This window comes from Flavobacterium gilvum, assembly GCF_001761465.1.
GTDB lineage: Bacteria > Bacteroidota > Bacteroidia > Flavobacteriales > Flavobacteriaceae > Flavobacterium > Flavobacterium gilvum.
Map to the genome: position 1 here is coordinate 2,587,824 of NZ_CP017479.1, position 16,234 is coordinate 2,604,057.

The following is a 16,234-nucleotide window of genomic DNA, read 5'->3' on the forward strand; positions in this document are numbered from 1 at the left end:
AGCTAGTTATGGTAGAAAATAAAAATGGTTTAAAGATTGGTAAAAGTAAGTTGCGAAATGTTATACTGTTATTGGCTTTGGTGGGCATTGTTAATAGCAATGCATCAGCTCAAACAGACCCATCTATACTACCACTGTTAAGAGAAGTGAAGGGAGTTTTACGCTGTAATATTACATCTTATCAGGATACTAATGTTTTACAAAAAAGTGTATTCTCAAGTAAAGAATTAAATACTACTTCAGGACGCTGGACATTGCAAATGCAAAGTTCTCCTGTTGCAAAGAGTCCTAATGCAATCGATGTAAATGCAGTATTTCAGCTCAAGGAGGGAACGGCCTCAGCTTCGGCGGTGTCAGTATCGTTCGACTTTAGCCAATGGAGTAGTAATAATTACGTATTGGTACCGGCTAGTGTTTACAATGGTAATCGCTATCGAGCCATTGGGAATGGTTATATGCCCGATTATCCAAAGGATATGTATTATAATCCCAAGGTTCCGTTAACTATCTCGAATGATCCTCGCCTTAATGTAGATAAGGGGAAGGCATCATTGATTGAATTACAAACAACCAATGCTAGCACCCCTGCCATGTGTTTTTTCTCTCCAAAGGAAAAGAAAGGGTTTATTGTACTAACGAATCAACAGACAAGGTTTGGTAACAACGGATTATCAATCGTAGAAAATGCGAAGCAGGATAGTTGTTCCTTTCAAATTTCGGCTCCTTCCATGCGCAAGATGGCTACCGGCTTTGGCGATTTTCATGCAAGCGGGGATCGTGCTCCTGACTGGAAGGCCGGGGATGAATTGTCATTACAGTTTCGTGTGTACGTATTCCCTGCTAACGATATTCCGGATTTGCTTAAAAAATTCATTGAAGTTCGTAAAAGTTTTACTGGTTCTAATGAACCACGTAATCAACTCCCAATGAGTAAACAGTTTGAGGTAAGTACTGCCATTGCTCGCAATAATTGGTATGAGAATTCCACTGTGAATTTTTATAGAACGGGGAACAGTAATGATTTTCGATTAGGTTGGGTGGCTGGCATGATGAATACCTATCCGATGCTTGTTTTAAATGAGGAAAAAGAAACGAATAGGGTTGAAAAAGAACTTGATTTTGTTGTGAATAAACTGCAAGGAAAAAGTGGATTCTTTTATGGAGGAATCACCGGAGGTGGAAAAATTATTCCTGACAAGATGAGTAAAGATTATCCGGCTATTCAGGCAATGGTAAGGGTAAATAGTGATGTATTGCTTTGGTTCATGAAGCACTTTATGCTGTTAAAGGCTCAGGGTAAATCCTCTTTTATTAAACCCGAATGGGAAAATGCAGCAAAGAAATTAGCACAAGCATTTGTCGTTACCTGGAATAAATATGGCGAGTTTGGACAATACATCGTGCCCGAAACAGGGGAAATTGCTGTTTTTAACTCAACAGGCGGCGCTATTGCGCCGGGTGGACTTGCATTGGCTGCAAAATATTTTAATGAACCTTCTTTTTTAAACGTTGCAAAAGCTTCAGCCGATTATTATTATCAAAGGGATGTTGTGAAGCAAGGACTTACTGGAGGTCATTGTGAGGACATTTCCCAGGATGCGGACTCCGAATCTGCTTTTGGCTTTTTGGAATCATTAATGGCGTTATATTATACTACTAATGATGTTCAATGGTTAAAGAAAGCTGAAGTTCAAGCTGCTCTTTGTTCTACATGGACCTTATCTTATGATCCAATTTTTCCTAAAAACTCTGCGATAGCCAAACTTGGTTGTCACATGGCTGGCGCTGTATGGGCTAGTATTCAAAATAAGCATGCCGCTCCAGGTATTTGTACCGCATCGGGCGATTATTTATTCAAACTTTATAGAGCAACGGGTAATAAGCTTTATGCTGATTTGATTAACGATATTCAGCATGCTAGCGCTGAAGCAACTAACATGCCCAATCATATTACAACAAACAATCTTATAGGTTCTTCAATGGAACGCATCCAACCTTCTGATGCAGAAGGAAGAGGAAGTATAGGCAATTTTATTAATACAAGAAACACGTGGACGGAGACGAATGGTATTTTGATGGCTATGGAGTTGCCTGGTATTTATTTGCAAACAGATACTAGAAAATTACAAATATTTGATCATGTGGAAGCAAAGATCGTTAAGTCCTCTGCTGCAGGTGTTGTGTTGGCTATATCCAATAAAACCATTTATGATGCTTCGGTTACATTATTTGCTGAAACCAGTAAAGATGCAAGTAGAGTAATGGACTATACAAGTTTTCTGAATTGGCCAAAGCTTGAAGTGAAAGCTGGGGGAAATATAAGCGTATTGGTTGCTAAAAACGGTAAAGTAACGTTGTTATAGCAGTCAAAAACAACGACAGTTATTCATCAAGGCCTTTATTAAAAGCTTAATGATAGAAATTTTAAAAACACAAACTAATATATTTAATTAAAGACAAAATACAATGAAAAAAAGCACTTTATTTATTTTATTCCTATTAGGTATAAATAATTTTTATGGTCAAAATAGGAGTGACAAAGAAGCTTTACAAATAGCAAATGATTTATTGTCAAAAATGACGTTGTCTGAAAAAGTATTATTGATTCACGGTGATCATATATACAGTTCTCCCGGATTAGAAAGATTGGGTATTCCACGATTTTACCCTAGTGATGGTCCTTGTTCAATACGACCTGAATTAACGGACAAAGGAGAATATCTTCATGCCGGAGATACGATAGATTGTGCAACGGCATTTCCTACATTGTCTGCATTATCTGCAACTTGGAATCCTCAACTGGCAAATCAGTTTGGTGATGCAATATCCAGCGAACTCAGAGCTCGAGGAAAGGATATGTACCTTGGGCCGGGAGTGAATATTATGCGAACTCCTATATGTGGTCGCAATTTCGAATACATGGGAGAAGATCCTTTCCTGACTTCGTCTATGGCAGTTCCTCTAGTTAAGGGTGTGCAGAAAAATAATGTGTCGGCTTGTATTAAGCATTTTGCCTTAAATAACCAGGAGTTGGAGCGATTCTCTGTGAATGTAGTAGCCAGCGAGCGGGCACTACATGAAATTTATTTCCCAGCCTTTGAGGCAGCTGTTAAAAAGGGAGGAACATTGGGCTTGATGGGAGCATACAATAAGATCAATGGTGATTGGTGTTGTGAAAGTGACTTCCTTTTAAACAAAACCCTAAAGCAGGATTGGGGCTATAAAGGTGTAGTAATAAGCGATTGGGGAGCTGTTCATTCATTGATAAAGGCAGTTCAGGCAGGGTGTGATTATGAATCAGGTAACTCAAGTCATTATGGCCACATTGAAAAGGCTATAAATGAAGGTAAATTGTCCGTTTCGGATGTAGATGAGAAAACAAGAAGGCTGTTATGGGTGTTTGCCAAAATCCGTATGGTTGGTCCAGGTTCTGAGCAAAGAGAAAAGGGGAAATTGCGTACTGAGAGCCACAAAATGGTGGCCAGAAAAATTGCAGAAGAATCGATTGTTCTATTGAAGAACGACGAACAAATTCTACCGTTAGACAAAAATAAAATTTCAAAACTCCTCATTGTTGGAAAAATAGCTAATGCTAGATTGACGATAGATGTTAATACAAAAGGACCTTGCGATCTTTTAACCGGTGGTGGTAGTGGCGAAGCAAAACCATTATATGAAATAACACCTTTAGAAGGAATTAAACGTTACCTATCTACTTCTGCAAATGTAGAGTATATAGAGTCGGCCAACTATAGTGATGCAAGTTTTATACAAAAAGTAAAAACAGCCGATGTTGTTATCGCTTTTACAGGAAATACCCATGCTGAAGAACAAGAAGGTCAGGATCGAAAAGACATTACCCTCCCTGAGGGACAGGATGAAATGGTGAAAGCTGTTCTTGCAATACAACCTAAGGCAGTTATTATCAATCAGAGTGGTGCTCCGGTAGCTATGCCATGGTCAAATCAAGCAAAAGCAATCGTGCAAAATTGGTTTAACGGCCAAGAAAATGGAAATGCGCTAGCTCGAGTTATTTTCGGAGATGTGAATCCATCAGGAAAATTAAGCAGTACTTTCCCAAAACAGCTGTCTGATGTTGCCTGTCACTCATTAGATGCTTATAAGGCCGTAAGCGAAAATTATAAAGAAGACATTTTGGTAGGTTATCGTTGGTATGACAAGCAAAATATTGATCCTCTTTTTGCTTTTGGGCATGGTTTGTCGTATGCTAAATTTCAATATGGGAAAATTAAAATTACGCAATTAAAAAAAGGTAACACTATTAAAGTTATTATTCCTGTTAAAAACATAAGTAACAGAGCGGGCGCAGAAGTAGTACAGTTATATATCCATGAAAATACTCCTTCAGTTTTAAGACCGAATCAAGAATTGAAGGGCTTTCAGAAAGTACAAATAGCTGCAAATGAAACTAAAGAAGTGGTGTTGTATTTAACCGCAAAAGATTTTTCTTATTGGAGCGAAACAGCACATGATTGGAAATATGATTTTGGAAATTATGAAATTAAAGTAGGATCATCTTCCCGTGATATTAGGGTTAACAAAAAGATTGTTTTAGAAAAAGACTTTGCAATCAAATTACCGACAAGTGGGTTGTAATGAATTTATATGTGAATATAGCTCTGGATAAATTAGGATTAACAAGTCTTTTGATGCGTCGTAGAAATGCGATAGCTGGTGATTAGACTTAACAGGTTTTAAAATCTGTTAGGTCTCCGCTGGAAACTCAAAAGTTGTAAATCCAATCCTTGAATTGCTTCACTTCGGTATTCGACACAGCTTGAAGATATTGAAACTGGGAAAAAATCAAACCAATGTAGATATTTTGAAGAAAAATTATTCGATAGGCTAGTAATTGCAAACATTATCAAAGAAAACACAAAAGAAAGCCAAGGGGAAAAGCAGAGGGTTATTTCAGAACTAAAGGAATGTGAAAAACGTCTATCCTATATTAGAGATCTCTTGGCCTCTCAACAATTGGGTGTAAAAGATTATAATGAAATGAAAGAGGATTATGATATTAGAATAAATAGATTGAACTTAAAATTATCAGCTTTAAACGAAGATCAAGTAGATTTAAAAGATTTGCTTAATGTTGGAATCAAAAACTTGTTAAAGCTTGATAAATGTTTGGATACGGAAGATTTGACGAAGTCTAGAGGGTTGATTGGTTCGATTTTTCTTGAAAATTTTGCAATTCAAGGAAATGATTTTCGAACCACTAGAATAAATGAAGTTGTGAATATTATTTAATTAAGAAGAAATTAGATCCAAATAAAAATGGGACAAAGAAGGATATTTCTTCTTTGTCCCATAAGGTGAACCTTATGATTTGCAATCCGCGTTCACAAAGTTAAGGTTTTTTGAAAGGTAAGGCATTTACCATTTGCCCAACTTTACGGCCTTGTATCACTCCTTCTTCTCCACAAAATATGAAAATGGTTCCACCACTCACTCTTGCCTCGACCTCGTCTAACACAATTAAAATAGTCACTCTTTGTTTTCCCTGAATTGATGATTGAATACATAGTTGGCAATTTGTTTTCCCATTTCTTCTCCATCCGAAACGGATTTTCTAAAATCCCAACCATTATAGACTGTACTGAGCGAATTGGCTCTAGCCGCCTGTGAAAAGCTTGAATAATGAAAAGAGGGTTTGGGTTCTGTTACACCTGGGTTTATACTGGTAGATGTAATATCAATAGAAGTTTCATCAGTGCCGAGGAATAACCGCAATATTTCGGCTGTTGTGCCGCCAAAAGCTGCAAAGCCATTTGGATAACCAGGTACTGGCGGTGTAGCAGAAGTAGGGCTTTCCGAATATACTGGCAGCCAGTTGGCGTCTCCTTGTGTATTGGGATTGCCATCGGTGTCAGCCCAGCGAACAGCAGTCTCCGGTCTCCATGAATAGTAGTAATAGCTGGCATTAAATTGTGAATTGATACTTTCCGCTATGCACACATGTATAAGAGCAAACAAGCGAGCCGTTTTCCACGCATCGAGTTTTTTAGTTGCAATGGCATTTGTTGCTATAATGTTCCAAAGGATTGACGGCCTGTTCTCACTCCAGAATTTTCCCATTTTTTCTTCCTCAGCAGTACGGATGCCACCTACTCTGGCTCCCTTTGTTTTCACTTCATTGAAATCAGTTGTGTATTCATTTGAATTGACGGCATAAGGACCTCCGGGTCTAAACTGCGAATTGCTTTCAATAACATAAGGTTTATTTACTGTACCCCAGTTATAAAGTATTCTAAAAGGTGACAGCGCTGTTGTGGGTACATAATTCAAGGCAGTAACCGTTGAACGATATTCGCCAGGATTGATGCCATTGGCTGGTATGGGCGAAGCAAGAATAATTTTTGTAAATCCATCATCGGCACGGTTGGCAATGATAGCTTGGGCTGATTTTTTACCAAGAGCTATACCTAAATTTTTACTTTCTCCATCGGGGATGGTCGCTAGACTTTCAGAGTACCATGAATCGACTTGAGAACTTCCCCGACCCAATAATGTAATGGCCCAATAGGCTGCGCTGGCAACTGTTGCATCAGGGTCAGCAAATTGTTCTTTTTCATTCATGGCAAAGCGTTCATACTTTGGCTTAATACTATTCAGCGCATCGTGTACGGAAATTTCAATTATGGCAAAAAGACGAGTACGAGTGGGTTGCTGTATTGGATTGCTAAGGACAGTTTCTGTTATTTTGTTCCAATACAAGACCATCTTGTTGTCTACAAAACCGTGTTCCTTAACGACTTTTTTAGTTAAATTGGAAGTATTTATTTCGTCATTGTTAATAGGTAAATCTTCTTTTGCACAGGAAGTAACCAACAAAAAAAGAATAAAGTACGTTGTTACTTGTTTTATGTGATTTTTCATGATTGTTTATTTTAAAATTGAAATGCATTATTTATAGGATAGGCGAAGGTGTACCATGTACAAAATCGCTTTTATTATTTATGTATTTCCAGAAGCCAGTTATAGAAATTATTCTATTTAGTTGAGTAACTTCCAGTTTTTATTTTAAATATGGTTGGGAATAAGTATCACTAAATACAGGTTTTGAAAGTAAATAATCTTAAGTGATCATTGGCTCAACAAAAATGAGTTTCCAATTATAAAATCCATAAATCATGATTTTGAAGAATGGCAGGAAGAAATCGATATTTACAGGTGACCAGTGTTTTTCCCATTTATAGGTTCTGAGGTAACTGAACCAGGAGGTGTCATATAATCTTCGGGCAAATAACTAGAAGAATGGTAGTCATTAAATAGTGCATTGGTACTTGAGCACCTGGAGGTGGGCGGTTACGAGGATTCCAATTCAATCCTATGTAATCAAAAGGAATGATTTGTTTTGCTTTAAGATACAATGGGGTAATAATCGTTGAGCTATGACTATTTTCAGGAGGTCTCTCTAATGTTTTAGGTGTTATTGCAATGCCAATTTCAACAGGCATTCCAGTTTCTTTTTTTACATTAATCCAAGAACGGATACTGTCATTTTCTATGGCAACGTTAGATCCTTTAAATAGGTTGACAACCTTGTTTGGATTAATTTTAGCAGTAAGGGATTGTGGCGCATCAATTAGTAAATTACTATCAATCATTTCACCCTGATTATAAGAAAAAAAGCAAAAAAGTAAATCTAAAACAATGTTTTTTTGGGACAATCTAAACGAATTCTCCATGGCTAAAAAAAATTAAATTGTTTTTAATGCCAATTAGAAACAAAAAATAATCCAATCGTACTTCGTCTCCAAAGGAGAGTGTTGGGGCTGCGGTTAAACTAAAAATCTAAAATATATTTCTAGTTGGTACAATATACTGAAATGTGAATATTCGGGGAGAAAAAATGAAAGTCAAAATTACAATATTTTATGTAACATGTCTGATAATCAATTGTTTTATTATTATTGTTAAATGCTTTTAATGTTTGATTTTTTTTAAATGGAGTTTATGTGTACGGGGTTTAGTACAAGATATTGTAAATGTGTGTTATAGGGTTTCATCTTTCATATTTCTGATGATAAAGTTTGGTGTTTTACGTTTCTATTTTCGATTCCGACGCAGATTCTTTTAGATGGAGGGTTTTTAAATATCGGTTTTGTGTGTTTTGTAAAAGTGCGGGATTTGTTAGGTAGGAGTAAATATCAATAATATTAACCACCCAATTCCAATTTCCAATGACCATTAAATTTAGATTGTAGTTAATGATTCAATCGCAATGTTTGATTTTAAAAGCAATAAATGTACTTTTAAAAAAGGAATGACTACTGATATGTACTGGTCTGTTGAAACTGGGAAAGGGGGGGGCAATTAGACCGGTTTTTCTACTTAAAAGACAAAATGAAATTTAAAAATAAAATGGAAAAGTTATAACTGATTTAATTTTTAGCTTGTTTTGTATCTTTGGTTCCAAATAATGATAATTAATCTTCATTGTTCATGCTTTAGCTGTTTAGATTAATTAAAATTTTGAACTAAGAATTAAATAACCCAATGTCTATTTCAAATACAAAAAACACAACTATAATAGCATTCTTTTTATTACTCCAGCTTTCAGTATTTCAACTGGAAGCTCAGGAAAATATTTTAAAATTCAACCATTTAACCGTAAATAATGGATTACCTCAAAATTCAGTACACGCAATAGCCAAAGATAAGTACGGTTTCATATGGTTTGGAACATGGGGAGGCGCTTGCAGATACGACGGTTATTCATTTAAAGTCTTTAGGGCAAATGATAATGACCCAACTGCTTTTGCAGATAATATGATAGAGGCTATAGTCACAGATAAATTGAAAAATATCTGGATAAAAACAGGAGAACCTGATTGTTTATACAGGTACAGTTATGAAAATGAGAATTTTAAACGTTTTTCCACAAAAAATGTTGCTCCATATATACTTAATCTCATTACAAAGCCAAAAGCAGCAGAAAACAACAAATATAAATTTACTTTTAGTGGATCCGGACTAAAGCAATTGAACAAAATTACTGGTAAAGAAACACTCTATCAAGTCAATTACAATGATCCGTTTTCAATCTCTGATTCATCTATTTTTATGAGTTATATAGATGATGCCGACAACCTTTGGATCGGGACTCGAAAAGGCGGCGTAAATCAGGCTAACCTAAATATCAAGCCTTTTAATTATTATCACGCAGACAGTCCGGGAAATGGGTTAATCAGTAATGAAGTAAGAGCAATCTGTAAAGATAAAAATGGTCGGATGTGGATTGGTTCGGAAGAAATGGGAGGAACAATTATTGAAAATACCTCGCAAGGAAATAAATATTCCTATTTCAATAACAAAACTTTCATAGATAACAGAAGAGTCCGTTCCCTTTATTGTGATAAGCTTGGATTTATGTGGATCGGAACCAAAGGTGGTCTTGACAAGTACGACCCACACACCAAAACTTTCAAGCACTATGCTGCCGATAAACAAAAATCCGGAAGTATTACAAGTCCAATTATCTTTAGCATACTAGAAGACAGTTATGGCATATTGTGGATTGGAACCTACAGCGGTTTGGCAAAATACGACAGGACAAATGACAAGTTCGTATATGTACCTCAACCTATAACCGGGGGTGTCCAAATCCGGGTTATAATGGAAGACCGTCAAAAAAATCTTTGGATAGCAACAGAAGACAAAGGTTTGACTAAATTGACACGAACAGCTGATAAACCAGGTGAATTTAAATCCGTGCGATATATGCATATTGCCGGAAAGGATGATTCACTCATCTCCAATAGGCTTTACTCACTTGCTGAAGATAATGCAGGGATGATATGGATAGCCACAAATTTGGGTCTAAGCCGCATAAATCCCAAAGACAATACAGTAAAGAATTTTTTCATTAAAGATGGTCTGCCAGATGAAATTATAATGGGACTTTTATTTGATGGAAAAGAATCTATATGGATAAGTCATAAAAAAGGATTAACCCGAATGAATACAAGAACATTTGAACTCCAAAACTTTAATATAAACGATGGATTACAGAGTAATGAGTTCAATCAAAATGCTTGTTTTAAAGACGGAACAGGTGAAATGTTTTTTGGAGGTCAAAATGGACTCAATTCATTTTTTCCAAATAATATTCATGTTGACAAAAACAAACCACAAATTGTATTCACCCAGTTAAATGTGATGAACCAAGAGCTGCACGTCGGGACAAAAGTTAACGACCGAGTTATTCTTGAAAAATCACTGCTTTCCACCAAAGAAATTATTCTTAGCTGGTGGGACAGAACGTTCAGTATAGAATTTGCTGCTTTACATTATGCCAATCCGCAAGGCAATAAATACAAATACAAACTTGAGGGGATCAACAACCAATGGATTTTTACGGATGCCTCTATGCGAACTGCCTCCTATTCTCATCTTCCATCCGGAACCTATACCTTTAAAGTTTATGGTTCCAACGGTGACGGTGTTTGGAGCGATAAACCAGCTACTCTCCGTATTATAATACTACCTCCATGGTGGCTTTCTTGGTGGGCGATTGCACTATACATCGCAATTGGAGGCTTTGTTGTTCTATTTGTTTATAAATACATTTCCGCACGAATTGAATTTAGCAAAAACGAAGCAATACATAAATCCAAGCTTGAATTTTTCACAGGGATTTCACATGAATTCCGTACTCCCCTTACACTGATTATTGATCCACTGGAAAAACTCATTTCTGGAAAACTGGATAATGATACAGTAAAGCAGTACCACACCATGATGCACCGCAATGCCAAACAGTTGCTTCTACTGATTAACCAATTGCTGGATTTTAGAAAACTGGAATCAGGACATCTTACTTTAAATATGCAACAATCGGATATTATTGCTTTTGTAAAAACTGCGGCCGCATCATTTGAGTCAAAAGCAAAAGACAGAGAAATTCACTTTTTGATAGAATCAACCGTAAGTAGCTTGATTACCCGTTTTGACACAGCCAAAATGAATATGGTGTTAAATAATCTCTTATCAAATGCTTTTAAATTCACGCCTGATCAAGGCGAAATTGTTATCAATATTGATATTCTGAATGCAGAAAATCAGATGGTCGTGATAAAGGTACACGACACAGGAGTCGGTATCTCAGACGAAGAGCAGGAAAAAGTTTTTAATCTTTTTTATCAATCGGAGCATTCGACTTCACAACAGGAAGGTTCAGGAGTTGGATTGGCTTTGACAAAAGAACTGATCCAGCTACATGATGGGGAAATTGTATTGGAAAGCAAAGTGGGGCTTGGCACGACTTTTACTGTTTTTCTTCCTGTTTCTGGTGATCAAGAAGTGCCAAAAATTGGATTCTCTCCGGAAGTGTTACCTGTTCAGGAGGAAAGTGTACTTACGGAGTCAGCCCAACTGCTTGATTCGTCTGCTGAATTGCCCCTGTTGTTAATTGTAGATGACAATGCCGATATTCGTAATTATATAGCGCAGAACTTTAGCAATGAATATCGAATTATTATTGCCACCAATGGTTCAGAAGGTTTTCTGAAGGCCACTGAGACGATTCCGGATATTGTGGTTAGCGATGTAATGATGCCTGTCATGAATGGATTTGAATTGTGTCGTGAACTTAAATCAGACGAACGCACAAGTCACATTCCGGTAATTTTACTCACTTCACGGCAATCGGACGAGTCCAAAACGGAAGGCTACGAAACAGGTGCTGATGCTTATGTTACCAAACCTTTCAATTCAAATGTACTTCTGGCTCAAATACGGAATCTTCTTAATCAAAGGCAACGCTTACGTGAACTATTTTCGCAGGGTTCTGACATTGAAATAAAGAAAATTGCAATAAACGTTACCGACGAAGCTTTTCTGAATAAAGTAATACTGCATATTCATGAGAATTTGGAAGATGAAGAGTTTAATATTAATGTGCTTTCCGAACTGCTTAACATGAGCCGTTCACAGTTCTATCGCAAGATAAAAGCACTTACCAATCAATCATTGCTTGATTTTGTAACTACTATCCGTATGAACAAAGCCTTGGAGTATTTAATGAGCGGAGACTATAATATTTCTGAAACTGCCTATAAAGTTGGTTATAGTATGTCCAGTAATTTTACTAGAACGTTCACCCGTCATTTTGGAGTAAGTCCATCCAAATATATAGAGTCAATCAGGAAATAAAAGAGAAAACCTAATTTGTCGTAAATTAAAAACAGTTGCTATTCGAGAAACTCGGGTAGCAACTGTTTTTTTTGACTTAAAATTTTACTAACAGCCATCATTATTGATATTATGCTCCAAAATGAATTGTTTTGATTTGTTTTGAATAGTCCTTTTGTTGTCTTTAGAGATAGATTTGTAAATGAATTATTGAGTGGAATAACCCTTAATGATTCGGAAATTTTTTAACTATTGCCGAATTAAACGAATAGTCAAACCAATAGTCATTTTAACCTTTAAACATAGTACCAAATAGTTATAATTGACAAAATCGCATCTTCGAATAAACACTTAATACTATGATAACATTTGCAAATAAAAAAAACATTGTAACCCAGCTTGTAACAGCAACATTGCTTGTTACTTCATTGCAAACTTTTGCGCAAGAACTTTATCCTTTAAAAAAATCGGATCGCTTGTGGCACAACGAGCAACAGGAACTGCGCTACAAACCCGATGGAACCGATTTTGTCATCACAAACGGAAACAGGCTTTTTACCCGTGCCCTCTATGGAACCCATACACTGTTCAGGGTAGAAACCGGTGACCGACCTGAATTTGCTTTATATATGCCTGGAATGGGAGGTAATTTTAAATTAGGAATATCCAGTAATGACACTAATGGTAAATGGTTGACAAAAGCACAGACCATAACGGCAAGATATAGAGCTGGCTCTATGTATTATACAATTCAAGACCCAATCCTTGGGAATGGAAAACTTTTATTGGAAGTACTGGCAATGTCAGATGCCGAGGGATTTATTGTAAAAGCGCGCTTTGAGAATGTAAAAACGTCGATTGCTTTATTTTCGGCTTTCGGTGGTGCAACGGGTAAAAGTTTTAGTCGCGAGGGCGATATGGGACCCGATCCTGAATCTAATTTTTATCTAAAACCCGAAAACTGCAAGGATAATACCTACGCTATCGAAAAAGATGCTTTTACTTTGAAGTACGGTTCAGGTGTGGAAATAGGTCAAGATGGACGTTATTATGTGGAAGATTTGAAGCAACCATCCGTAAAATCTAAAGAGCGTATATTGGTTGGAAGCTTCCCAGCTGGAACAGTATTAAAAATTGGTGATGCCACTAAACTATCCACTCCACAAGATTTTTTTAATTCTAAAATGGAAAGTGCCCCAGCAATAGTTGGGAAAGTAAATGCTAAAACCAATACCGATTATTATTTCTCCATCCACAATCCTGCTACTAAGCCTGCATTTAAGAATAGTGAGGCACCTCGATTGTTTGCACAGGCAGAGACAGCCAGAAAATCAATTGCAGACCGCATTACCATCAATACACCTGACCCTTATATCAACACTATTGGAGGAACATTGGCTATAGCATCGGATGCGACATGGGAAGCACCTTCCTATTTACACGGTTCTATTGGATGGCGCAACCGATTGAATGGATGGCGTGGTGCTTATACAGCTGATGCATTGGGTTGGCATGACCGTGCCAAAATGCATTTGGAAAGCTATGCTAAATCCCAGGTGACTAGCCCAGCTAGCGGGCCTATTGTTGCAGATACATTAACCAATTTGTCGCGAAGCCAAGAAAAATTAGGGGTAGGAATGTTTACCAGCGGTTATATCAGCAGACTTCCTAATGGCGAAAAAATTCAAGCTCACCATTACGACATGAATCTGGTATTTATCGACATTATGTTGCGACACTACGAATGGACTGGCGACAGAGAATTTTTAAAAGAAACCTGGCCGGTATTAAAACGCCATTTGGAATGGGAGACCCGTAATTTTGATTCTGACAGAGATGGTTTGTATGATGCCTATGCAGTGATTTGGGCGAGCGATGCTTTGCAATACAGTGGGGGTGGCGTAGCACATTCATCTGCCTATAACTATTATTCATTTTCAAAAGCGGCTCAAATAGCAACTATACTAGGAGAAGATCCAAGTCCTTACCGTAAAGAGGCTGATAAAATTTTGAAAGCGATGAATGCCGATTTGTGGATGAAAGACAAAGGTTCTTATGCCGAATATAAAGATGCGATGGGCAACCGATTATTGCATCCCGCACCTGCGTTATGGACTGTCTATCACAGTATGGATTCCGAAACGTTGAATCCATTTCAGGCTTATCAAAGTTTGCGTTATATAGATAATGAAATACCGCATATCCCTATAAAAGCAAAAGGTCTTGAAGATGACGGTTATTACACGCTCTCAACAACCAAATGGATGCCCTATGAATGGTCATTAAACAATTCGGCTTTAGCAGAATCTATGCATACGGCACTTGCAAACTGGCAGGGAGGTCGTGCTGATGAAGCCTATAAATTATTTAAAAGCGAAGTATTGGCCTCAATGTACCTTGGTGGAAGCCCAGGAAACTTTGTTCAAATATCGCATTATGATGCTGCACGTAACGAAGCTTATCGCGATTTTGGTGATCCAATCGGTATGTTTTCAAGAGCTTTGGTAGAAGGTCTTTTTGGTATTGTGCCGAATGCTTTGAGTAATACACTTAGTATTCGTCCCGGATTGCCTTCTTCATGGAATTATGCTTCCTTCTCAACACCGGACATTTCGTTTGATTTTAAACGTAACGGCCAAACCGATGTCTATACATTGGTTCCTAAATTACCGCAAAGCCTTAATTTGAAATTCCAAGCTATTGCAAGAGGTCAGGTAAAAAATATTACCATAAACGGCAAATCTGTTAGCTGGAAAAATATTGATTCGGCTGTAGGAAAACCGGTAATCGAAATCACTGCTGCAGCAGCTGAAAAATATGTTGTCAATATTACTTGGCAAGGAGCCTTACCAGTACTGCCAACTGCTGAAAAAACATATGCAAATGGTGGTTTGATAACCGAAAATTTTAACGGTGTAACTGTTTTAAAAATAAATGATCCGCAAAATATTTTGGTAAATAGTACGATCAAATCATCGGGATTTTCAGCTAAAGTAAACGCATCAGCTGGAAATTATACTGTTTTTATCCAGTTAAGTCAGGGGCAGTTATCGTGGTGGATGCCAATTTGTTTTAACGTAGAAAAAACGGTTAAGCTAGTTACAGGAAGAGATTCGGAAGAAAACAGCAACAGTTTTGCATTGCAGAATAATACAAGTAGTTCTGTAGAAGCAATTGTAAGTGTTAATGAATTTAGTACATCACTTAACATTCCTTCAGGTAAAACTAGTACTGAGATAGTAGTTCCAGAAAATAACCTGATAACTGGAACAAATCAGGTAACTATTACGCTTTCTAACGGTGATACTGTTACAGAGTCATTGTACAATTGGAAAGCAACTACAAAAGGCAAATTAGAAACCGTGAACATTACAGGATATTTTAACGATAAGGTAACCCAAATCTTCAAGAACAAATATCTTTCACCGAGACCACAGGTTACAACCTTACAGCTTCCATGGCAGGGAATAGGCGACTGGCCGCATGCTTTAAGAACATTTGACGTGGACGATAGCGGTTTACGCAAACTGGCAGGTGAAAAAAATGCAATAACACTGCCACAGGGCATCACTTTTTCTACCTCTGGAACTGCAGGGACTAACAATATTCTGTACACTTCGCAATGGGATAATTATCCAAAAGAGAAGTCAATTCCGCTTGCGGGCAGTGCATCTCATGCGTGGTTTTTAATGGCTGGTTCTACCAATCCGATGCAAAGCCAGTTTGATAACGGTATTATAATTGTTGAATATACCGATGGTACAACCGATTCACTCGTATTACGCAATCCTGAAACTTGGTGTCCTATGGAACAGGATTATTATACAGATGGTTTTGCCTTTGCATTAAAAAGACCTCGTTCTACCCGTATTCACTTGAAAACTGGAACTATTGTTTCCGGGCAGGAATCCAAAGAAAAATATAATGGAAAAGGTATTGAGGGTGGTGCCGCAACGGTGCTCGATATGCCGTTGAACCCATCAAAAACACTAAAGAATATTACCCTTAAAACAATTGCTAATGATGTAGTGATAGGATTAATGGCGGTTACGCTTTTGCGATAATAACTTTCCTT

8 protein-coding genes are annotated in these 16,234 nt (G+C 37.3%); 5 read left to right on the plus strand and 3 right to left on the minus strand.

Features of this window, described 5'->3' with window-relative positions; genetic code table 11:
- The first annotated feature begins 8 nt into the window (after positions 1–8).
- The 3 genes from EM308_RS10840 (at position 9) to EM308_RS10850 (ending at position 5,271) form a co-directional block, all read left to right on the plus strand.
- Entirely contained in the window at positions 9–2,363 is a 2,355-nt protein-coding gene (locus tag EM308_RS10840) for a hypothetical protein (protein ID WP_051877809.1), read from the plus strand.
- Positions 2,364–2,466: 103 nt separating this feature from the next.
- Positions 2,467–4,617: a beta-glucosidase family protein gene (locus EM308_RS10845; RefSeq protein ID WP_051877810.1), complete on the plus strand. Its 2,151-nt coding sequence runs from the start codon at positions 2,467–2,469 to the stop codon at positions 4,615–4,617.
- Positions 4,618–4,995: 378 nt separating this feature from the next.
- On the plus strand, positions 4,996–5,271 hold the full coding sequence (locus tag EM308_RS10850) for a hypothetical protein (RefSeq protein ID WP_231926267.1): 276 nt from the start codon (positions 4,996–4,998) through the stop codon (positions 5,269–5,271).
- Positions 5,272–5,371: 100 nt separating this feature from the next.
- Here EM308_RS10850 and EM308_RS18085 read toward each other — a convergent pair whose 3' ends face one another.
- From EM308_RS18085 to EM308_RS10860, 3 genes are all read right to left on the minus strand, one after another.
- Positions 5,372–5,512, minus strand: a complete 141-nt coding sequence (locus EM308_RS18085; RefSeq protein ID WP_156101359.1) for a hypothetical protein — start codon at positions 5,510–5,512, stop codon at positions 5,372–5,374.
- Positions 5,509–6,900: a vanadium-dependent haloperoxidase gene (locus EM308_RS10855; RefSeq protein ID WP_070261830.1), complete on the minus strand. Its 1,392-nt coding sequence runs from the start codon at positions 6,898–6,900 to the stop codon at positions 5,509–5,511. The genes EM308_RS18085 and EM308_RS10855 overlap by 4 nt, the downstream gene beginning before the upstream one ends.
- A 347-nt stretch (positions 6,901–7,247) precedes the next feature.
- Positions 7,248–7,712 carry a hypothetical protein gene (locus EM308_RS10860; protein ID WP_035637171.1) on the minus strand — a complete coding sequence of 155 codons (465 nt, stop codon included), beginning with the start codon at positions 7,710–7,712 and terminating at the stop codon, positions 7,248–7,250.
- Between the two features lie 811 nt (positions 7,713–8,523).
- Between EM308_RS10860 and EM308_RS10865 the strand changes: the two genes are divergently transcribed.
- Positions 8,524–12,180, plus strand: coding sequence for a hybrid sensor histidine kinase/response regulator transcription factor (locus EM308_RS10865; RefSeq protein ID WP_035639055.1), 3,657 nt, complete (start codon positions 8,524–8,526; stop codon positions 12,178–12,180).
- 338 nt (positions 12,181–12,518) lie between these two features.
- Positions 12,519–16,223: a DUF4450 domain-containing protein gene (locus EM308_RS10870; RefSeq protein WP_051877851.1), complete on the plus strand. Its 3,705-nt coding sequence runs from the start codon at positions 12,519–12,521 to the stop codon at positions 16,221–16,223.
- The last annotated feature ends 11 nt before the right edge of the window (positions 16,224–16,234 follow it).